Raw genomic sequence first — 20,802 nt, 5'->3', positions numbered from 1 at the left:
CGCGCTTTTAGAAAGTTTGGGTTTTTTGTTGAAAATAAGGCAAGCGCCATGCATCGCACTTTTCGTGGTTCTTAAAAGAGCGGGCATGAGATAAAAAAATGCGTTTTTCATAAAAAAAGGAAGAGCAATGAAGGGGAAAAATTCAGCATTTTATAATGGACTGCGCCATTTTTTCGAGAAAGATTATTTTTCTGTGCAAGAGCATGTTGTCATTTGTTTCCTCTCCCTCATTATTGAGCTATGGAACAGGATTTTCTTTCTCTCATCTTTGGGTAGCAAAGAGAACTTGACAGGGTGGTGGGATACACCTCTTTTTCTCTCTCTGTATGCGTTTTGGAAAGTTATTACAGTGTGTGTTTGGGTCTTGTTCCCAGTTATGTTTATACTCTGCTTCATATTGCGGCGTTTGTTGGTAAAAAATATTCGGAAATTGAAAGGAATAGATCAGCAACGGGGTAAAATAACCGATCAAAAGGATCGATATAAAGAAAGTGTGAAGTGGAAAATGGACGATATTCTTGTTACAATATTCAGTTTCGTGCTTGTGTTCGTGACAGTGTGGTTTGCTGCTATTCCCGTGGGGATTTTACAACTTTATTATGGTGTCTTTAAGCAGGTGAGAAAGTATCGTAGAATGAGACGGCTACTAAAACGCGTAAGATAAAGAGAGTGACAAGGCGCTTTTGTAGCTATCGTGAGGGGGAAGAGGCAATGTTTAGAAGCTCTCGTGACATAGAGAAGAGGGGATGGTTGGAAAATCATCAGGCAAAGAAGAGAGTCTATTTTCTTTTGTAATGAGGAGGATGCTCTTAATCATTGGGAAGGGCAATAGCGCTTTTAGAAAGTTGGGGGGTTTTGTTGAAAATAAGGGAATCGCCATGCATCGCACTTTTCGTGGTTCTTAAAAGAGCGGGCATGAGATAAAAAAATGCGTTTTACATAAAAAAAGGAAGAGCAATGAAGGGGAAAAATTCAGCATTTTATTCAGCATTTTATAATGAACTACGCTATTTTTCTGGGAAAGATTATTTTTCTGTGCGAGAGTGTGTTGTCATTTGGTTCCTCTCGCTCATTATTGAGTTGTGCAACAGGATTTTATTTTTCCCATCCTTGGGTAGCCAAGAGAACTTGACAGGGTGGCAGGATACACCCCTTTTCTCTCTCTGTGTGCGTTTTGGAAAGTTATTACAGTGTGTGTTTGGGTCTTGTTTCCAGTTCTGTACATACTTTTCATAACATTGTGGCTTTTGTTGAGAAAAAATACTCAAAAATTGAAAGAAATAAACCAGCAACGGGGTAAAATAACCGATCAAAAGGATTGGTATAAAAAAGGCGATAGAGAAAAATGGAGTGATATTCTTGTTACAATATTCGGTCTCGTGCTTCTGTTCGTGACACTGTGGGTTGCTTGTATTCCTATGATGATTTTACAACTTTATTATGGTGTCTTTAAGCAGGTGAGAACGTATTGCTGCTTAAGAAAAGAACTGAAAAACGTCTTGCAAGAACAGGATACAGCGTTTGAGAAGTCATGAGAGGGAAAAAAATAATGAAAAATTATGAGAGATTCAGCCTTTATAGGGATTTCTCTCTATACCATTTTGCCTCTGATGTTTTTTGGTGCTCTTTCATGAGGTGTCTGTAAATATTGCTCTAAGGAGCAGTGTTGAGGGTGGCATTGAGTGAAAGAAAAGCCGATTATGGATTAGTATTGATAAAAGCGTTATTACATGAGAGCCCATGGGGTTTAGAGCCTAGAGTGAGCGCTTGGGACTTACTTTATCGTTTGAAATGTGAGGAAGGGTAAAAAATGTCATTTTTAAGTAGTGTTAAGCTCTTTTGTCTTTGAGATGTTTTTTTGTCTTTTTAAGTAGTCTTTGCCAATTAAGAAGCACTTGCTAAGCCTCAACAGCGTTTTAGTATGGTGATATTGATACAAAAATTTATGGTATTTTGTGTTTTTCAGTCTGCTTCATAGAGATTTGGAAGTAAATCCGATGATGTAGGGGATGTAGGGTCATTTTCTTGAAAATAGGAGAATTTTTGGGAAAAAAGCTGAATTGTGGCTATCGGTTACAGATTGGCGTGGTTTGAAAATCTTCACTGTTTGAGGTGTGAGGAAGGTAAGAGGGTAGCAAGGTACCACGAATATTATTATTTTTATTATGACGCAAACCATAATGGCCTGTGTACTTTTCTTTATTCCGGTGGTATTTGGGTTTTGCATCATCATAATGCGTAAATTGGAAAAAAGATCTAGAAACGAGAAGAGGCAATCTCTGTGTGATAGCAAATAAGCTCTCTGTCGCACGGGTCTTTTCAAAGAGTGAGAGGGGAATACATGAAGGAGCAAAATTGGGCATCAGAGCAAGAAACGCATAAAGGAGCGCATTCTTTTTCGCTCCAGCAAGTGTTGCTCTCAGCAAAGGATTATAAAATTATCTTTGCTATTGCTGTTCTCATTATCATGTGGAAAATGGTTATAGAAATACCAGGTGTATTGAATTGGCAGCTGACAGGGTGGCAATATGTTGTGCATGCCGTTCTCTTTAAAACAACGGACATCATAACGGTTTGTGTTATTATTTTTATTCCGGTGATGTTATGGCTTCGCACCAAAGTGACGGGTGAGTTGTACAAAAATATTCAGAAACTAGAAGAAGCAATCTCGGTGCGAGAGCACATAAGCTCTCTGTCGCACGGGCTTTTTTAAAGACTGAGAGGGGAAAAATGAACAGTGATCCTATAGCGGTACTTCTATTAGATCCCGGATTCTGGGTGATGATTGTTATTTGCATGATCATTATCATGCTTGTTTTAGCTCTTTATACCTCTGTCTTTAAACGGATGAAAATGAATTTCCAAGTGAAAGGCGAGCTGGAAAGAGTGCTTAAAGAAAATGATCTTGCAACGCAGCAGTTTTGGAAAGATGAAGCCGTGGTGCAGAAGAGGCGTTTGCAACTAAAGGAAAAAGAGTTCTCTGCCGATTATGATGATGATGAAATTCTCACGATAGAAAGTGCAACAGGGCTTTTAAAAAGCTTGGGATGGTCGGTGGAAATCGAGGGAAAGGGAGATTATTTGGCAACCCTCTTTTTACCAGATCGTGAAGTGCAGTTTCTCTATAACGAGCAACGAGTGGAAGAGTTTTCGCCCTTTGATCGCGGACTTTTAATTATGAGCGGTATTTTTGCGGCGGCTTGTCAGACGATTAATCCTCATAATTCTGGGGTTGTGCCAACAGTATTTATGAATTTTGTACCCAATGGATTGGAAATTTTTGAAGAAAAAGTGAGCGCCCAGCGTTTAAAGAAAGCACTCGATAAAACTTTAAAATGGACAATGGAAAGTGATTCTTTGCATGAAATGTTTCGCTCTCAATATGGTATTCCTCCTTGGGAAAAAGACTCTTTATCTTGGGCACCGGATGATGACATAGAGCTTGCACCTTATGCTTTGCTGCATCTTGCTGCTCTTGCCTTACTTGGTGATGTTGAGACTTTAGCTTCTTATGACGAAAGTTTTACGGCAGGGGAGAAGCTTGGCTTTGATGAAACCATTGAAAAAGTTCATTTGGAACGCGCTTTAATGATCGCTCAAGAAGTGAAAAGGGAAGCAAAGTTCAGTTACGATCTGCTGGAACGGGTTGCTGAGAAGTGGTCTATAGCCATGGACTATCAGCTTTTTAGAGTGAGATCTCCTAATACGTGTAATCAAAAACGCGCTTTTCATAAAAAATTAGTCGAGGAGAAAAAACAAGAATTAAGGGAACAAGGATTTGAAGGGGTGAGTGATGAACAGCTCGTGATTGAAGCAGAGGGGGTAAAACATGCTCCTGATATTACTTATATCAAAGATGGTGAAATCGCATTTATGGATATAAAAATTGATTAGTTTATTCTCCTGTTGAAGAAAAGTACCCTTATTTGAAAGAAGAAAAGCGCCATGATTGAGGCGCTTTCACACCTTTCATACCAGAGCAAAATAAAGTGCTCGAAAAATCAAGAATAATAGCCAAGATTTTAAAAAATAGACTGAAAATGGCTTGATCCTCAAGAATAGGGGAGAAAAATTGATTATAAATTCTGCTATCTTCTTAAAGACGGTTCCTTTGTTTTGTTAGAAAATGCTCATAAATTATCGCTTATTCAAGTGCTATGAGGGGGAAGTCCATTGACTAAAGCGCCTATGGAGGGAAGCTCTGTCGACTAAAGCGCTGTGGGGTGAGCTTAAAAGGAGAGTCCTCATTATTTGAGATGTGAGGAAGGGTAGAAAATGTCATTTTTGAGTAGTGTTAAGCTTTTTTACCTTTGAGGTGTTTTGGTGCTCTTTTATGGGTTGTCCGTAAATATTGCTCTAAGGAGCAGTGTTGAAGATGGCATTGAGTGGAAGAAAAGCCGATTATGGATCATTATTGATTAAAGGGAATAAGAGCCCATGGGATTTAGAGCCTAGAGTGAGCGCTTGGGACTTACTTTATCGTTTGAAATTGCGAGGAAGTTCAAAGAATGGTTTTGCTTGTAGGGGGGCGCGGTATATGGGTTGTTTTCGTATTTTTAGGAGCCTTGTTCATTCAAGCTTTGAAATGAATCCTATTGAAGTGGGGTTGCAGGGTCATTTTCTTGAAAATAGGAGAATTTTTTGGAAGAACAAGAAGAACAAAAGGATTGTGGACCCTCATTGACTAAAGCGCTATGGGGAAGTCCGTTGACTAAAGCGCCTATGGGGGGGAGCTTAAGGGAAAAGCCCTCATTATTTGAGATGTGGGACAAGTAAAAAATGTCATTTTTGAAGGCGGTGATATTGAACAAATAAAAACACAATAAAAATTAAATTAAAACATCGGAAAAATTAAACTAAAAAAGGCCCCATTTTAAAAGGGCCTTTTTATTTAAATTTTACAATACACACAAAATGTATATAACCTTATTTTAAGAAATTTTTGTATCTTATACTCTAGCGGAAACCAATTGTATAAAATATATAATAATTGATCCTAAAAAACCAGCTATTGCATTCAATAAACTTCTTCCTTTTTCGTATATATCGTTTATTGATGCTTGTTCTGAGGCGCTTCTATTACTGACTCTCAGTATATTCAATGTATCCGATGTGTCCCTTACTTGTTTAACAAACTGTAAATTTGTTTTCTCAATAGTATAAGGTGCAACAATAGGAGAGGGTTCTTTATTGACTATACGATCAGATTTTTGAATCGCGAGAGCTAAACCACTTGTAATTGCCCCCGCTATGAAAAAATATCTGATATTCATAGTTTTTTCTCCTATATTTATTTCGATAAATAAATATCGATATGTATCATACATAAATTCGATTTAAATAACTATAGTAAAAATACAACAGTCATAAAAAAGAATAAAGTTTGTCTATATTTTGACAAAATTTACCCTTAATTGCCTTAATGAATTCTTTCAGATTCGATTTTATGAAGGCGTAAAAAAGTTTGAAAGCTCTGTAGGCAAGTGGAATCCCATAAGGTGGGTGATACAATAGTTGCTAGCAAACTTCTTTTTTGTGCCTTTGACTAAGGATTCATAAAATGAGGGTTCATAAGAATGAAATACGATGAAAGTTGAGTAAAACCCGTTGAGGGGAAGGATGCACTCTTTATGAGGGCTGGAGTGCATCCTCTACAGTTTGGATACTGTTTTATCGAGGGTTGGGCAGTATCCGTTGAGGGGAAGGATGCACTCTTTTTGAGGGCGGAGTGCATCCTCTACAGTTTGGATACTGTTTTATCGAGGGTGAGCAGTATCTTTGAGGGGAAGGATGCACTCTTTATGAGGGCTGGAGTGCATCCTCTACAGTTTGGATACTGCTTTTATGAGGGTTGGGCAGTATCCGTTGAGGGGAAGGATGCACTCTTTATGAGGGCGGAGTGCATCCTCTACAGTTTGGATACTGCTTTTATGAGGGTTGGGCAGTATCCGTTGAGGGGAAGGGTGCACTCTTTATGAGGGCGGAGTGCATCCTCTACAGTTTGGATACTGCTTTCATGAGGGTTGGGCAGTATCCGTTGAGGGGAAGGGTGCACTCTTTTGAGGGCTAGAGTGCATCCTCTACAGTTTGGATACTGTTTCATGAGGGTTGGGCAGTATCCGTTGAGGGGAAGGGTGCACTCTTTTGAAGGCGGAGTGCATCCTCTACAGTTTGGATACTGCTTTCATGAGGGTTGGGCAGTATCCGTTTGAGGGGAAGGGTGCACTCTTTTGAGGGCTGGAGTGCATCCTCTACAGTTTGGATACTGCTTTATCGAGGGTTGGGCAGTATCCGTTGAGGGGAAGGATGCACTCTATTTGAGGGCGGAGTGCATCCTCTACAGTTTGGATACTTGCCTTATGAGGGTTGGGCAGTATCCGTTTGAGGGGAAGGATGCACTCTTTATGAGGGCTGGAGTGCATCCTTTCCATGGATTGAATGCACTCTTTGGAGGCTAGAGTGCATCCATAGGGAAAGGCATATTCTATAAGAAACAGAGATAACCAAAAGATTTTTTTTTATATTTTATATTGGTAGGTTGCTGTATTTGCTAGGGTAGGGCTATTCATTTTTTATTCTCAATATTTAAGATGATTATGTGATCAGGGTTGTTCGTCAATACAATCGTAAAAGACGTTGAGTATTTTTATAAAAATTAAGATATTTTTGTGCCTTTTTCTTGTTTTTTTTATGTTTACACAAGATTTACACTGCTTTTCAACAGTTTGTTTTTTTTGCTTCGCTAATGGCGGTGGCTAAACACTTCAATTATTTTCACTGCCTCAACACCGCATTAAAATAACAATGCTTTATAATATGACAAAATGAGCTGTATAACGTTTGATTCTTGAGGGATGCTAGAAAGAGGGGGATGTTAGGAGCGATGTTGTATATCTTTTTAGTTTATCTCTTAAAGCAGGAAGATGAACATATTTGAGAAGAATATGAAGTGCTATAGATGAAACTCCGTCTTTCCGGATCTATTTTTTATTTGGCCGGATCTATTTTTTATTTGGTTTGACAGTTAAAGAGCAATAGCTGAATGGAATCACGCTTGTCTCATGTTTTTATCCTCACGCTTTAGTTTTTTCTCGTGGGGATGCAAGTTTTTTAATGGGGTTTTAGGCGACTCACATCAAACCAAATGTTTCAAACAGAATATACTTGTGTTGCACATTTATGTCTTTGTTTAAAAAACTCATGTTGTCTTATCTCACAATAATGTTGGTGAATGGGATAATGGAGAAATCTCTTGTGAAGTGGATCAGCCCTTTTTAAAATCGCATAAGGCGAAAGCCAGCACTATCATACTATTTTAGCATCTCATGGGATGACAGCCTTTGGCTCTTGAGCGTGTTCATAAGAGGCATCTTGCTTTTTTATCTTCGAAGTGTGTTATTTCATATGTCTCTCATGTTGGTAACGTGCAAAAGATATGCTGTTGATTGATGCAATATGAAATAAATTTGAAATGAGACAATTCCTATGATACTCGGGTCGCTTAATTTTAATATGAATAACGCGCGATTATAATTATAAATCAAAATGGTGCCATGATACATCAACCGGTTGGTGGGCTACAGGATAAAGAAAGTCGTCAAACATAAGTCATTCTGTTATGTCGTAAAACACTGTCATTTGCGGTTTGGTGATATGAGAGCCAGCCGGCGCTTTGGATATATTGAAGTGTTTTTTAAAGGGCGTGGTGAATCTTTAGGGCAGAGCTTGCTCGTGTTGCATCTTGAGTTCAGCTGAAAATCCCTGAATAGAAAACAAAGAGTGAATGGAAAACCAAGAGTGAAGTCTATCCAAGCTGTTTGTAGATCAGATTGGGTTAAGAACCTTTGTTCTTTGAGGATCGAACGCAAGCCAACTTGATAAAAGAATGATCTAGTTTGCGGGGAGATTTTATGGAGGAATATAACAAAGCTCATAAGAGAGTGATTTAAGACAATACAGTTATAAAAAAGTACAGTCATAAAAAAAAGTCCTCCGTTGTAATCAGAGGACTAAAAGCAGGAGAATTTTAACATTGGCTTGTAGGACATGTTAAAAAAATGAATTTAAAAGACCGTATCCAATCCACAAATTCATACTTACAAAACTATTACACTAAAATTAGCAGAGAATTCAAAATATATCAATATAAAAAATACTTTTTACAAAAAAGAAAATTTTGTCATTTTGCATTAAAAATTAATGAATACTTTTTCAATTGAATATTTATTTTGAGACTCGACATTAATTAAACAATTAAATTGTATTTAAATAAACTGTATTTAAAGCTGTTATGATGCATGCAAGCATCTTAAACAAAACTTATTCTTCAATAAGCACGAATAAACTTAAAAGAACCTCATGATTACAGGACTGGTGTGGGAGCAGGGTTTTTGTTTTTAAGGGTGTGGAGTGTATCTTGAGTGGGTGTGGAGTGAAGTATTGTCCTTTTGGGTGTGAGGGGTGAAGTGGTGGAAGAGGTTGGGGAGAGCTGCTGGATGATTAAGCGGTGTGGGGGGCTTTAGAAGGCGCAGCAACATGGGAGGCAGATTTGAATGGCGAGGAGGGGATTATTCAGAATGTTTATGGTTTGCATATCCCCAATGAAATGCGAGCAAGTCTAAACAATCTCGTAAATGATCGGCAAGGGAATTTTGTTTGCGTTTTGAAGAATTTAATTCTTTGATTGCTTGTCCATAGCCGATAACGCGTTCAAGCAGTGAATAGCCAAGAATACCCAGTTGAACTTTGATTGTTCTTAAATGATTGGAGGCTTCTATTTGACGTTCAATGGGGTGTGTGTACCCTTGGCTACAGGAAACCTTTTCACGGGTATAGTCAAGGCTCATGTGGAGATCGGCTTGACTTTGACGCCAGTAAAAATAAAAACGTTCTGCCGCTTTATATTGGGCTTTGCTGAGATGTCCTTTCGCATATAAAAGTGCAATGGGATGGCTTTGTGTATTGGCAATGGCATTGATGGTGCGCGGATTGCTGGAACTTTCTGGATGATTGGGTTTAAAATAAGGATTACGCGTTTCAACAGCAATTTCTTGCGTCTTTAAATGACCAATGTGCTTTCCTTGATTTTGATGATCAAGCGGGCAGGTTTGTGTATTTTTTTTCTCGTGATGGGTCATAGCATCTCCTTAAAAATTTTAACTTTGCTTCTCGTTTTTTAAAAAATGTTGCTTGCTCTAGGTAAAAGAGGGGGATGAGAGGAAGACATGTGTTGGAGTGTGCGTGTTGGGTATGCGCTCTTGGGGGTGATTTGGACTGTTGCGCTTGTGTGGGGGAGCCCCATGGATTTGGCTCTTGAAAAGAGGGGTGTTTTGTTGCATGGTGGATTTTCCTTGAATGGCTTGATGGGGAGTGGCATGATGTTGCGCGGTGTTTTGTCTTTGAAAAGATTGGTATTTTTCTGCATTGCGGTTTTTGTCTTTGTGTCTGTTTATATGGAAATGAAGGCGTTGGGGATGACGTGGGGCGTATTTTTACGGGCTGTGGTATTTTATGGCACTCCCGGCATTTTCCTTATGTTTGGTTATGAAGTAATGCAGCGGCGTGGTGTAAATCAGGGTTTGTTCTTCAAGATGGTGTTGTTGAGCTTCATTTTTGCTGCTGTCATTGATTTTATTTATGCGCAAGCCGAGCACTTTGGTTTGACTTGGGTGTGGTTCTCAAACAGGTGGGTGTTTAACATTCTTTTTGGCGTTGTCTTTGGCGTTATTCTTGGGCTTATTGGTTTAGGAGCAAGGCGTCTTGGTTTTAGGCTTTCATTCTTTGAAAAGGATTGATCTTTTGCTGCATTTTTGGCATGGTCTCTGATTTTTACTTAATAAAGGAGCGGGGCGTATGGTGGTTGCGCGGGACATGTTTTTGAAGGGGCTGGCGTTTTTCTGCGTTATTGGCTTGGTCCTTGGTTTTGCTTATGAGGATGCGGGGCGACCGGTTATGACGTGGGAGGTGTTTTGGCAGGGGGTGGAGATTTCTTGCATTGCTGGAGCGACCCTTTGTTTTATTGTTGTGGGAGCAGACCGTAAGACTGTATCGTGGGGCGTGTTTTTCAAGGCTGTGGTGTTTTGCGCCATTGCTGTAGTGGTTCTTGGCTTTGCTTATAAGGGAGTGAAGCGTTTTGATATATCGTGGGAATTTTTAGTGATAGGAGCGGTGTTTGTTGCATTGCTGGACCTGTCCTTGGTTTTGCTTATGAGGGTGCGGGGTAAGGGGATATCGCGTGGGGTGTCTTTTTTGAGGTTTCTGGTGTTTTGCGGCGTTGTTGGAGCTGTTGTTGGATTGGCGCATGTGGGCGCTAAGCATATGGGGGTTCGCTGGTTTGTGATCTTTAACAATGGGGTGTTTGCGGGCACTATTGGACTTGTTCCTTTTTTTGCTTTGGAGGGGATACGGTGTATGCGTGTACTGTTGGGGTGGTGCTTAAAAAAATGAGCATTTTTCTTTCCCACGGGCGTGGTCTTTGATGTTCTTTCTGTGAGGGGTATTTGATGTCGAACGATGTGATGTTTTGGCAGTGGTTGGGGTTTTTCTGCTTTGTTGCTCTTGTCTTTGTTTCTATTTATGCGGCAATGAGGTCTTTTGGGGTTACAAGGAAGGCTTTTTTAAAAAATTTGGCGTTGAGCTTCATTATTATCGCTGTCTCTAAGTTTGTTTATGCGCAAGCCGAGCACTTTGGTTTGACTTGGGTGTGGTTCTCAAACAAGTGGGTGTTTAACATTCTTTTTGGCGTTGTCTTTGGTCTTATCCTTGGGCTTATTTGTCTAGGAGCAAAGCGTTTGGGGTTTAGGCTTTCATTCTTTGAAAAGGATTGATCTTTTTCTGCATTTTTGGCATGGTCTCTGATTTTTACTTAATAAAGGAGCGGGGCGTATGGTGGTTGCGCGGGACATGTTTTTGAAGGGGCTGGCGTTTTTCTGCGTTATTGGCTTGGTCCTTGGTTTTGCTTATGAGGATGCGGGGCGACCGGTTATGACGTGGGAGGTGTTTTGGCAGGGGGTGGAGATTTCTTGCATTGCTGGAGCGACCCTTTGTTTTATTGTTGTGGGAGCAGACCGTAAGACTGTATCGTGGGGCGTGTTTTTCAAGGCTGTGGTGTTTTGCGCCATTGCTGTAGTGGTTCTTGGCTTTGCTTATAAGGGAGTGAAGCGTTTTGATATATCGTGGGAATTTTTAGTGATAGGAGCGGTGTTTGTTGCATTGCTGGACCTGTCCTTGGTTTTGCTTATGAGGGTGCGGGGTAAGGGGATATCGCGTGGGGTGTCTTTTTTGAGGTTTCTGGTGTTTTGCGGCGTTGTTGGAGCTGTTGTTGGATTGGCGCATGTGGGCGCTAAGCATATGGGGGTTCGCTGGTTTGTGATCTTTAACAATGGGGTGTTTGCGGGCACTATTGGACTTGTTCCTTTTTTTGCTTTGGAGGGGATACGGTGTATGCGTGTACTGTTGGGGTGGTGCTTAAAAAAATGAGCATTTTTCTTTCCCACGGGCGTGGTCTTTGATGTTCTTTCTGTGAGGGGTATTTGATGTCGAACGATGTGATGTTTTGGCAGTGGTTGGGGTTTTTCTGCTTTTTTGCTCTTGCCTTGATTTTTATTTATGTGGGAGCAAAGCGTCGCTCTGTTACAGAGTGGGTGTTTTGGAGATGGGTGGTGCTTTATGGCGTTGTTGCTACCTACCTTGGTTTTATTTATGTGGGCGTGGGCAGGCGCGCTGTTGACGGAGAGCTGCTCTTGAAGGGGGCGGTGTTTTCTTGCATTTTTGCAACTGTCCTTGGTTTGGTGCATCTGGGTGTCAAGAGTATGCCTGTGGCGGGGCAAGTGTTCTTAAAGGCGGGCATGTTTTGTTGCATGATGGGCTTTATCCTGTGGTTTGCTGCTGTGGGCGTCAGAGATATGGATAGCATAAGGGCAGTATTCTTAAAGGGATTGCTCTTGTCTGTATTGTTAAAAGTGCTCTTGGGGTTCTTTATACGCGAGCAAAGTGATACGGTGTTACAGAGGTTGTTGCGTGCTTTGAATTTTGTGCTGTTTTGCTGCATTTTGGCACTAATTCTTTGTTTTACCCGTCTGGGAGCAGAGAATCTAGGGTTGAGCTGGCTTTGGTTCTCGAAGGATTGGGTGTTTTTATTCATTTTTGGATTTACCCTTCCTTTTGTTTGTGAGGGAGCAAGGTGTGCGCGTGTTCTATGGGCTTGGTTCTTGAGGTAGCTGGTGTTTTTTTCTCCATGGGTGTGGTCTTTAATTTTACTGTGGGTTATTTTGGATATTGATGTCGAACGATTTGTTTTTTTTGCTGTTGTTGGTGTTTCCCTCTTTTTGAAGGAAGTGCTGTTTTACTGCATTTTAGGAGTCGTCCTTTTTTTGGCTCTTGAGGGAATGGAGAGTATGGATATACCGTGGGGACTATTGTCCTTGATAGGGATCGTGTTTGCTGTAGTGTTGGAGTGGTTCTTGATTTTGCATATGAGGGGGCGGCAAGATGGGGTGGTGACGCGTTGTTTGTGGCTATTGAAAGGGGTGGTGTTTTGCGCTGTTGTTGGAGCGACCTTTTTTTGTTTGCGTTTGGGAGCAGAGAATATGGGGTTGGGCTGGCTTTGGTTTGCGAAGGATTGGGTGTTTTTTATCATTTGTGGATTTATCCTTCCTGTTGTTTATGTGGGCGCAAGGCGTGCGCGTGTGAAGGCGGAGACGTTTTTTAAGAGAGTGGGGTTTATGGAGCATTAAAGATAACGTCGAGGGAATGATTGTTCAAAAGAACAGCGATAGCGGTAGGTTTGGGGATCAAACCAGAGCCCTATTTTTCCTTCAAAATCACCAGAACGTTGTTTGGCAATATTCATAATGACGCCGGGGCGTTTGGCTAAATCTGCTTTTTCTTGTGCTAGAGAGGCGGCAAAGATTTTATCTTCCAACGACCGATTGCGCCAAATGGTGATAATGTTAAAGGCATTGGCACCAATTTCTGAGGCGCCTTTAATGTCTTCTGTGCTGGGGATATCTTTATCCAGACCGCCTTTGCGGGCATGGGCGACAAGGTGAATATGCACACTGTTTAAAACAGCCCAATCAACCATTTTATAAACGGCTTGTTCTTGTCTTGCATAATCATCAGAGGCAATGCCAAGCCGCATCAAACTGTCGATGATAAATTGATCGCAGCCATAGCGCGCACGGCAATAGTCAAAGACTTCAAGCAAGGTATCTACGCTTGATTTGCCAACATGTTCATAAAGAATAAGCCCTTCGTCTAAAAAATGAAGAATCCGTTCAATCGTTTCTTTTGTAGGCTGTTCTAAGCCGCCCGTTTGTTTGGTTAAACGGCGGAGTGATTGTTCTCCTTTCATTTCTAGAGACGCTAAGCAAAGGCGACTCTTTTGTGCAATCCAATGGGGAATACAGTCTGATAACAATTGGCTTTTACCTGCACCACTCGCACCACTCCAGAGCGTTAATTCTGCTGGGCGGAAATGCAATTTGTCCTGCAGTTTAGGATAGGGAACCGTATAACCAAGATGTTTTTCAGGCTCTGGCCAAAAAAGCCCAATCACTTGATCTTTATAGTCTGAGGCGCGCCGTAAACCTTCTGGTGCAAAGCTTTGTGCTGAGGAAAAGGCGGCTTTTATGGTGGCGCTATCAATCCCTGCGGTTAAACAATCATTGGCATCTTTGCGGGGTAAACGGACACGGTAGCAACGGTGACGTCCAAGCCTGCTGGCAATTTCACGGGCTGCTTCTTCTCCGGGCGGATCCATATCGGTGGCTAAAAAAATTGTTTCAAAAGATTCTAAATGATCAAATTCATTTTCAATCCAGTTGTGTTTGCCTCCACTTCCTCCTCCAAAGGGAACAGAAACCGCCGGATATCCATAGGCGGCTAAGGAAAGCGCATCAATTTCTCCTTCAGTGATAACAATGGTACGGTTTGTTGAAGAAAGCGTGGGGAATGGCGCCTGTTGGGACGCGTGCGTGGGTGCCTGCTGAGATGCTTGCTGAGGTGCGTGCGTGGAGGGGTGGTTGGTTGTGGCGGTGTTTTGGGGCGCTTGTGTGGAGGGGTAGTTAGTTGTGGCGGTGTGTTGGGATGCCTGCTGAGGTGTGTGCGTGGAGGCGGGGTTGGTTGAGGGTACCTGCTGGGGTGTGTTTTGGGGTGCTTGCGTGGAGGGGTAGTTGGTTGTGGCGGTGTTTTGGGGCGCCTGCTGAGGTGTGTGTTGGGATGTCTGCTGAGGTGTGTGTTGGGATGCCTGCTGAGGTGTGTGTGTGGAGGGGTGGTTGGTTGTGGCGGTGTTTTGGGATGCCTGCTGAGGTGCGTGCTGAGATGCCTGCTGAGGTGTGTGCGTGGAGGCGGGGTTGGTTGAGGGTACCTGCTGGGGGGTGTGTTGGGATGCCTGCTGAGGTGCGTGCTGAGATGCCTGCTGAGGTGTGTGTGTGGAGGGGTAGTTGGTTGTGGCGGTGTGTTGGGATGCCTGCTGAGGTGTGTGCGTGGAGGCGGGGTTGGTTGAGGGTACCTGCTGAGGTGTGTTTTGGGGCGCCTGCTGGGGTGTGTGTTGGGATGTGTTTTGGGGCGCCTGCTGAGGTGTGTGTTGGGATGTGTGTTGGGATGTCTGCTGAGGTGTGTGTTGGGATGCCTGCTGAGGTGTGTGTGTGGAGGCGGGGTTGGTTGTGGCGATGTTTTGGGGTGCCTGCTGAGGTGCCTGCTGAGATGCTTGCTGAGGTGCGTGCGTGGAGGGGGGGGCTGTGGGGCAAAGGGCTTGCCAACCAAACAAAATCGGTTCACATTGGGAAGCTGTTGGTTTGCTTTTTGCTCCTGCTTGCGCGAGCCGTTCTTTGACTAAAGCAAGGGTGCCGTCGGGTTTATAAAAGGGGAAAATGATTTTGTCACCATTTTCTCCTATGCGGTAGCGCTTTATAACCTCTAGAGGAATGTGGCGTTCTTTGTGGAGATAGTTTTTTACCAGATTTTGCGGGGTCTGCCCTTTAGGAACCGGTGGACGGCGATAGGAACGATGAGGGACCATAAAGGGTTTGGGGCGTGTCAGATTGAGAGTCGCACGTGCTTCTTCTAATGCTTGAGAGAGGCTAATGCCTTTGACTTCACACCAAAGATCTAAAAGATCTCCTCCAGTGCCTTCTGCAAAGTCATACCAAAGTCCTGCTTTACTCCCACTCAAGCAAATTGATAAACTTTGACCCGCTTCACCACGTGTGTTGCCTACAATCCAATTGTTGCCTCGTTTGTGCCCTTGGGGAAGAAGCATTTCTGCTATTCTATCGGCTTGTGAGATAAGTTTTTGTTTGATTTCAAAAATTGTGCTCATGGTTATTCGTGATATGATTGTTGTTTTTCTTAAGATGTAGGAGATAAGGACTCTCTTTTGCTGTTCTCACCGTTCGATCTGATCGTGAAATCTGTGGTGCTATGGGGCTTGCCAGTCTACTTTGAGCGCTTCTTTGTCGCTCTTTTCTTGCCAATAGTCGCCAAACTTCTTGGCTTTGCTAATGGGGTTGGCTTTTACTCAAACCTTCTGAAATGGCTCTGTTGATGTCTGTTTGCCAATGTTCAGAAAGCCGGTGCTCTTTGGAAAGGGCGGTAATTGGAAGAAGGGTGTTGCTCGAGAAAGAGGAGGTGGATACAGAGAGGCTGGCGAGCCTTGTTTGAAGGGTATGATCTTTGCTGAAAGTTTCTGAAACTGCCGCGTTGATAACTATTTGCCAAGTGCATGGAAGACGGTGCTCTTGGGCAATTGTGAGGCAGTGGGGTTTTTGTTGGAAGAAGGCGGGATGGATACACAGAGGCTGGAGAGCTTTTGTGTTCCTTTGCGTGCAAGAGATGGGCTTGTGTAGGGCGAACACTTTTGTGGTGAGAGTAGTAGGGGTGATGTTGGCTCGTTTTGCTGTATGAAGAGCTTATTTCATTGTTGTTTTTGTTATTATTTTTATGGTTTTGAAACATTTTTTTTCTCCGCGCGTGCTTGAAAAATAGGTTGTTCGTGTGATGTCAAAAATTGTCGCTATAGTTGATCAAACTGCGGTAAAGCATGTCGTTGTTCTCAGAGATGAAAGATGAGGAGCTCCCCTGTTTTTGCTGTTCTAGCCGTTCGATTTCACGGCGAAACCAGTTGCGCCATGTGGCTTGCCAGTCTACTTTGAGAGCTTCTTTGCCGCTTTTGGCTTGCCAATAGTCGCGAAACTTCTTTTCTTGCCAATGAGCTTGGCTTTCACTTAAACCTTCTGAAACTGCTGCCTTGATGTCTGCTTGCCAATGCTCAGGAAGGCGATGCCCTTTGGCAACTGAGGCAGTGGGTTTTTTGTTGGAAGAAGGCGGAATGGATACAGAGAGGCTGGGTGGGAGTGTGGTGGCGGATTTTGTTTTTTCCTCCGTGACAATTTGTGCAATAGGGGCAGGGGCAAAATCGGTTTGGGGAGCGTTTAAAGAGGGGGCGTTTTTTTGCTCCGCTTCTTCTTGTGGAGGGGAAGGGAGAGCAGAATCAAGAGCCGATGAGGGTGATGGGTGATCGCTTTGTTCAAAGTTCTCTTCGCAGGAAAAACAAGGTTCTGTCTCATCAAACAAAATTTTCTTTTCTAAAACACCGTAAGGTGTTTCCTTTTCTTCTGTCTTTTGAGCTTCTGAGCTTTGTGCAGCATCTTTTGTACTCTCGTTAAGCAGTTGTTGAATCTCAGCATTGATTTTCTTGCGTTTTTTTGCCGAAGAACGACCCGCAAAGGATTTTTGTTCAAGCAATTTTTCACGCTCTTGAAAAACATTTTCGCAACGCTTGTTCCATAATCCATTGGCTAAATTTAAAATCTTACCCTCTTGGATGAGCATTTCTAAAACATTAACAAAAGTTCGCTTGTCACAACCACAAAGACGCGCTAAACGTTCTTTCGATATTTCTAGAGGACGGCCGCGTGCATACATTTCATTGAGAAGAATTGTATAGATTCCAATTTCGTGTGCGCGCATCCCACGTACGCCTCCTAGAAAGTCATTTTGATACCAACAAACATATGGAAGCCTAGACGATTCATAATGAGGAGTTTCTTGTTGATTAGCGTGTTTCATACTGCAATCTACTTTCTTCTTTTTTATACATTTTTATTGATGATAAAAGCGCAAATAAGGATTTAACTTGTGTTGTGTTGGGCTCTGTTCGATGATGACGAGAGGCTTCTTTACGACGCTTATAAATGATTGGGTGTGCTTGAAGGGCATGCAAACTTACGATTTAAGATTGCGGTGATGGAAAAAATAAAGAGTACCACACATTTTCAATGTATCTGCTTTGGGCAGCAACTTTGGGAGGTGGTTTTGTATATCCTATAGGGTGGTTAAAGTGTTTTTATGATCCAAAAATAAAAAAATTTTCTCCCTAAAAAGTAAAATTTGTTTCCTTAATTTTATCCTTTTTAGAGGATAATGCAAGCTCGTTTTATAAAAAGGACGTGTTTTTTTAAAAAGACGCGCTATATGGTGAAATTATGAATATCGATGGTTGGCGTCAAAGATTAAGGATCGCTTTTGAAAAAAGTGGGCGGTCAAAAAGATCTATCTCCCTCTCTGCCGGTAAAGGTGCGGGGTACCTTCATTCTATTCTTTCTGAAGGAAAAGAACCAACAATCGAATCTCTTTCGCGAATTTGTCACGAAATTAATATCAGTATGAATTATATTCTTTACGGTAAAGGGGCTAGCCCTGAAGATAAAGAATTTATAGAGCTTATTTCAAAACTCTCTCCGCAAGAGAGGCAGGCGATTTTGACTCTTTTGCGGCGACCCGTTGACGAAGCTCCAAAATAACTTCCTTCTGTGCTTTTGAATCAAGACGACTCCAGTATTTTATTAATATCATATCACTCATTTTATCTCTCCTGTGTGTTTATAATTGCAATCGAGTAAGAACAAATAGAGAACAACAAAGGGACATGAGAGGAACAAAGAATAATAGATTTTTATTTACATATGTCATTTGAACCCCGCAGAGATTTAAAATATATCTTTTATGAAGGATAAAATGGTTGACATCTCTCCTATAGAGGATATAAGACTAACGCTATATTTAGTCTTGTCAAGACAAGGTTATGCTTTATCAACTATCTAAAGGGGGAAATAATGAAAAATATTCCATTCGTTAAAGAGGATGAAATCATTATCGTTTTATGCGAAGAGGAAAATCCTGATACTTATGAAGGACCAATTGACGAAATCGAAGAAGTGCTCGAATTGATTGAAGAATGTGAAACTGTTTATAGAGTTTTACGACTCGATCTGACAACTTCTCATGCTGAAGATGTTACGGAAAAAATCGCTGATTTTTATGTCGAAAATCATGAAATGAATGAAGAAAATACGCCATTGCAGCCCTTCGTTTTGAATAGTGAAGCTTATCATGCTTGTTTAAATGAAAGAGCGGCTTGCGATTATGAAGATAATCTCTATGGATCTTATGAAAAACAGCATCGTTTACGGCCATGTGATGTCTTGACAGATTATTGGTGGTAAACATGCCAAGTTATCTCAAGACTTCTTATCAAGGGATTCCACTTTATTATGCTGGAAATGCGCGAAATTTAATCAGACTCGAACCACAAAAACACAACGCTATTCTTTTCATATCGCAAGAGGTGGCTCTGTTGATGGTAAAAAAATTGGAGGAAGAATATTGTCGTCATGATTTTTCCGTCGTGCAATAGCTAGATTGAAAAAGGAAGCCGCAATGATGGGCCCAAATGCTTTTTTATTGCGGTGACCATGATGCGCGTTATGTTTTCCTTCTTGGGGGGGGGGAGCGTTTTGCGGGAAATTTTTTAGCCGATATGAGAGAGAGGGGGGTGTGAAGAAAAGAGCCTATATGTGAGAAATTGTGGGCGTTTTGCGAGGGGAAAAGCTGTCGGCTGAGTTTCACATTGGGGGGATTGAGGAAATGGAGGGAGAGGTAACTATTAGTGGCTTGGAGTGAATAGAAAGCATGTTGTAGAACGAACATGAGGCTTAGGAGGAAGAGAAGAAGCAGTACAGCATTGAGCAGAGGCAAAGTTTTATAAAAAGGAAAGAGCAGAGGAGGAAAAGCAAGAGGGGATTTGGAGTGAATAGAAAGCATGTTGGGAAATGGAGGAAGATGTTTGAAGGGGGAATTAAGACCGTTAAAGCTTGTTTAGACGTATTGGGACACGTGTGTTCTGGGAGCTTTTGTGTTGCGTGTTAAGGGGGGGCATTATTTTACTCATGAAAGGGCAAGTGCTTTTTTATTGCGGTGACCATGATGCGCGTTATGTTTTCCTTCTTGGGGGGGGAGCGTTTTGCGGGAAATTTTTTAGCCGATATGAGAAGCCGATATGAGACAGGGGGGGGGTATGAAGAAAAGAGCCTATATGTGAGAAATTGTGGGCGCTTTGCGAAGGGAAAAGCTGTTGGCTGAGTTTCATTGGGGAATTGAGAAACCTGCGGGGGGGATGTTGAGGGGGGCAGTTTTTGTGTTTTCGGGGGCACAATACTTGAAGGATGCATTGAAGGATGCTGTCGCTTTTAGTCTGTGTGAGGGACACTGCTTAAACAGGGATACAGCTTAAAAAATGTGAATGTTTCAAAGAGAATATATTGCAAAAAAAACTTTAAAGGTGAAGGGGAGAAATACTATGCCAATCATTATCGATTGTGTTCAGGGAACAGAAGAATGGATGAAAGTGCGTAATGGTTTGATTACGGCTTCTTTGTTTGAGATGGTTATGGCACAAAAAAAACAGGGGCAAAAAACTTCACGATATCATAGTGTGATGATGAAATTGGCGGGAGAAAGAATTACAGGAAAAACCGTTGAGGAAGGAACAACAGTTTCTCAGCGACGCGGGACAGAATTAGAACCAATCGCACGACAGCTCTATGCAAAACTTACGCATACAGAACCTGAATGTATTGGCTTTGTTTTGGCAGATGATCGCGGACAAGGATTTTCTCCCGATGCTTTTGTGGGAGAAAATGGCTTATTAGAAATTAAAACAAAAAAACCTGAAATTTTGATCCCTCATTTCATGCAAAAGACTTTTCCAGCAGAACATAAAGCACAATGTCAAGGAGGGTTATGGATTTCTCAACGCGAATGGGTGGATTTAATGCTCTATTGGCCTGATATGCCACCTTTGATTAAACGTGCTTATCGTGATGAAGCGTATATTTACAAGCTGGAAAATGAAATTAGCCGTTTTAATGAGGCTTTGGAGAAGATGGTACAGCAAATTAAGTGTGTTGGGACAGGTTTTAGTATAAGGACAGAAATTGCTCTGAAGGAAAGGAAAAACAGAGAGCGGGGAGCGAATGCAAAGCGTCTGTTGGTGGGAAACACAAGAATGAGGCGGGCAAGAAAGGGATCTGTACAGCGTTGAGGAGGGGTAAAGTTTTATAAAAAGGAAAGAGCAGAGGGGGAAAAGCAAAGTGGGGTGTTTGAGGAAAGCGCAAGGAGGGAGCTTGGAATGAATATGAAAGCATGTTGGAAAATGGAGGAAGATGTTTGAAGGGGGAATTAAGACCGTTAAAGCTTATTTAGGCGTATTGAGCACCTTGTTGTTCTGGGAGCTTTTATGTTGAGTGTTAGGGAGGCACCAATAAATAAGGCAAGAGCTTTTCTTACTGAGAGAGTGCTGCGTATGATATTTTCGTTGATGGAGGATTCAATGGAGGTGATTGGTGTTTGCAGAAAAAGAGGAGAGGGGTAAGAGAAGAATAAACAAAAGAAGAATAAAATGGTGCTGCGAGAGAGGATTGAACTCTCGACCTCTCCCTTACCAAGGGAGTGCTCTACCAC

At 42.0% G+C, this 20,802-nt stretch carries 24 protein-coding genes; 20 read left to right on the top strand and 4 right to left on the bottom strand.

The features are described 5' to 3' along the window. Positions 1-127: 127 nt before the first annotated feature. The 6 genes from ACFIKE_RS03960 to ACFIKE_RS03935 all read left to right on the top strand — a co-directional run bounded on the left by ACFIKE_RS03960 (position 128) and on the right by ACFIKE_RS03935 (position 4,684). Positions 128-664, top strand: a complete 537-nt coding sequence (locus tag ACFIKE_RS03960; RefSeq protein WP_375648450.1) for a hypothetical protein — start codon at positions 128-130, stop codon at positions 662-664. Between the two features lie 82 nt (positions 665-746). Further along, positions 747-905 carry a hypothetical protein gene (locus ACFIKE_RS03955; protein ID WP_375648449.1) on the top strand — a complete coding sequence of 53 codons (159 nt, stop codon included), beginning with the start codon at positions 747-749 and terminating at the stop codon, positions 903-905. Between the two features lie 345 nt (positions 906-1,250). Then, the gene (locus ACFIKE_RS03950) at positions 1,251-1,535 is read left to right on the top strand and encodes a hypothetical protein (protein WP_375648448.1); all 285 of its coding nucleotides are present in this window, start codon (positions 1,251-1,253) and stop codon (positions 1,533-1,535) included. 806 nt (positions 1,536-2,341) lie between these two features. Then, the gene (locus ACFIKE_RS03945) at positions 2,342-2,713 is read left to right on the top strand and encodes a hypothetical protein (RefSeq protein WP_375625336.1); all 372 of its coding nucleotides are present in this window, start codon (positions 2,342-2,344) and stop codon (positions 2,711-2,713) included. Positions 2,714-2,730: 17 nt separating this feature from the next. Next, positions 2,731-3,894, top strand: a complete 1,164-nt coding sequence (locus tag ACFIKE_RS03940; RefSeq protein WP_375648447.1) for a DUF6990 domain-containing protein — start codon at positions 2,731-2,733, stop codon at positions 3,892-3,894. 481 nt (positions 3,895-4,375) lie between these two features. After that, on the top strand, positions 4,376-4,684 hold the full coding sequence (locus ACFIKE_RS03935) for a hypothetical protein (RefSeq protein WP_375648446.1): 309 nt from the start codon (positions 4,376-4,378) through the stop codon (positions 4,682-4,684). Between the two features lie 265 nt (positions 4,685-4,949). On the opposite strand, the gene ACFIKE_RS03930 is transcribed toward ACFIKE_RS03935, so the two are convergent. Next, entirely contained in the window at positions 4,950-5,273 is a 324-nt protein-coding gene (locus ACFIKE_RS03930; protein ID WP_375626407.1) for a hypothetical protein, read from the bottom strand. 357 nt (positions 5,274-5,630) lie between these two features. Here ACFIKE_RS03930 and ACFIKE_RS03925 point away from each other — a divergent pair, with 357 nt between their 5' ends. Both ACFIKE_RS03925 and ACFIKE_RS03920 read left to right on the top strand, forming a co-directional pair. Then, positions 5,631-5,978 carry a hypothetical protein gene (locus tag ACFIKE_RS03925; protein ID WP_375648445.1) on the top strand — a complete coding sequence of 116 codons (348 nt, stop codon included), beginning with the start codon at positions 5,631-5,633 and terminating at the stop codon, positions 5,976-5,978. A 252-nt stretch (positions 5,979-6,230) separates the two neighbouring features. Continuing rightward, positions 6,231-6,458, top strand: coding sequence for a hypothetical protein (locus tag ACFIKE_RS03920; protein ID WP_375648444.1), 228 nt, complete (start codon positions 6,231-6,233; stop codon positions 6,456-6,458). A gap of 2,109 nt (positions 6,459-8,567) precedes the next feature. Here ACFIKE_RS03920 and ACFIKE_RS03915 read toward each other — a convergent pair. Beyond that, positions 8,568-9,137, bottom strand: a complete 570-nt coding sequence (locus ACFIKE_RS03915) for a hypothetical protein (RefSeq protein WP_375625340.1) — start codon at positions 9,135-9,137, stop codon at positions 8,568-8,570. An 87-nt stretch (positions 9,138-9,224) separates the two neighbouring features. Between ACFIKE_RS03915 and ACFIKE_RS03910 the strand changes: the two genes are divergently transcribed. Genes ACFIKE_RS03910 through ACFIKE_RS03885 form a run of 6 tightly spaced genes read left to right on the top strand, consistent with a single transcriptional unit; the run spans position 9,225 to position 12,734 of the window. Further along, a complete protein-coding gene (locus ACFIKE_RS03910) occupies positions 9,225-9,794 on the top strand; it encodes a hypothetical protein (RefSeq protein WP_375648443.1) in 570 nt (189 codons plus the stop codon). Positions 9,795-9,852: 58 nt separating this feature from the next. Continuing rightward, complete coding sequence (locus ACFIKE_RS03905; RefSeq protein ID WP_375648441.1) at positions 9,853-10,446, top strand: hypothetical protein; 594 nt, start codon at positions 9,853-9,855, stop codon at positions 10,444-10,446. A gap of 56 nt (positions 10,447-10,502) precedes the next feature. Next, positions 10,503-10,826, top strand: coding sequence for a hypothetical protein (locus ACFIKE_RS03900; RefSeq protein ID WP_375648442.1), 324 nt, complete (start codon positions 10,503-10,505; stop codon positions 10,824-10,826). 58 nt (positions 10,827-10,884) lie between these two features. Continuing rightward, positions 10,885-11,478 (top strand): hypothetical protein, encoded by a 594-nt coding sequence (locus ACFIKE_RS03895; protein WP_375648441.1) that lies wholly within the window; start codon positions 10,885-10,887, stop codon positions 11,476-11,478. 56 nt (positions 11,479-11,534) lie between these two features. Then, positions 11,535-12,218, top strand: coding sequence for a hypothetical protein (locus ACFIKE_RS03890; RefSeq protein ID WP_375648440.1), 684 nt, complete (start codon positions 11,535-11,537; stop codon positions 12,216-12,218). A gap of 3 nt (positions 12,219-12,221) precedes the next feature. Further along, a complete protein-coding gene (locus ACFIKE_RS03885) occupies positions 12,222-12,734 on the top strand; it encodes a hypothetical protein (protein WP_375648439.1) in 513 nt (170 codons plus the stop codon). On the opposite strand, the gene ACFIKE_RS03880 is transcribed toward ACFIKE_RS03885, so the two are convergent. Continuing rightward, positions 12,731-15,322, bottom strand: coding sequence for a toprim domain-containing protein (locus ACFIKE_RS03880; RefSeq protein ID WP_375648438.1), 2,592 nt, complete (start codon positions 15,320-15,322; stop codon positions 12,731-12,733). The two genes, ACFIKE_RS03885 and ACFIKE_RS03880, sit on opposite strands and share 4 nt — an antisense overlap. 680 nt (positions 15,323-16,002) lie before the next feature. Beyond that, positions 16,003-17,070, bottom strand: a complete 1,068-nt coding sequence (locus tag ACFIKE_RS03875; protein WP_375648437.1) for a DUF1376 domain-containing protein — start codon at positions 17,068-17,070, stop codon at positions 16,003-16,005. 416 nt (positions 17,071-17,486) lie between these two features. On the opposite strand from ACFIKE_RS03875, the gene ACFIKE_RS03870 reads away from it, so the two are divergent. The 6 genes from ACFIKE_RS03870 (at position 17,487) to ACFIKE_RS03845 (ending at position 20,383) form a co-directional block, all read left to right on the top strand. After that, on the top strand, positions 17,487-17,804 hold the full coding sequence (locus tag ACFIKE_RS03870) for an XRE family transcriptional regulator (protein ID WP_375625349.1): 318 nt from the start codon (positions 17,487-17,489) through the stop codon (positions 17,802-17,804). A gap of 312 nt (positions 17,805-18,116) precedes the next feature. Next, on the top strand, positions 18,117-18,506 hold the full coding sequence (locus tag ACFIKE_RS03865; RefSeq protein WP_375626389.1) for a hypothetical protein: 390 nt from the start codon (positions 18,117-18,119) through the stop codon (positions 18,504-18,506). Positions 18,507-18,508: 2 nt separating this feature from the next. After that, complete coding sequence (locus ACFIKE_RS03860) at positions 18,509-18,697, top strand: hypothetical protein (RefSeq protein WP_375626388.1); 189 nt, start codon at positions 18,509-18,511, stop codon at positions 18,695-18,697. Between the two features lie 566 nt (positions 18,698-19,263). Next, positions 19,264-19,422, top strand: a complete 159-nt coding sequence (locus tag ACFIKE_RS03855) for a hypothetical protein (protein ID WP_375648436.1) — start codon at positions 19,264-19,266, stop codon at positions 19,420-19,422. Next, positions 19,415-19,573, top strand: a complete 159-nt coding sequence (locus tag ACFIKE_RS03850; protein WP_375648435.1) for a hypothetical protein — start codon at positions 19,415-19,417, stop codon at positions 19,571-19,573. The genes ACFIKE_RS03855 and ACFIKE_RS03850 overlap by 8 nt, the downstream gene beginning before the upstream one ends. 66 nt (positions 19,574-19,639) lie before the next feature. Then, positions 19,640-20,383, top strand: a complete 744-nt coding sequence (locus ACFIKE_RS03845) for a lambda exonuclease family protein (RefSeq protein ID WP_375626382.1) — start codon at positions 19,640-19,642, stop codon at positions 20,381-20,383. Positions 20,384-20,802 lie beyond the last annotated feature (419 nt).

It is taken from the genome of Bartonella sp. MU70NMGDW, from assembly GCF_042194085.1.
GTDB classification, from domain to species: domain Bacteria; phylum Pseudomonadota; class Alphaproteobacteria; order Rhizobiales; family Rhizobiaceae; genus Bartonella; species Bartonella grahamii.
This window is presented reverse-complemented; position numbering and strand designations above follow the sequence as displayed.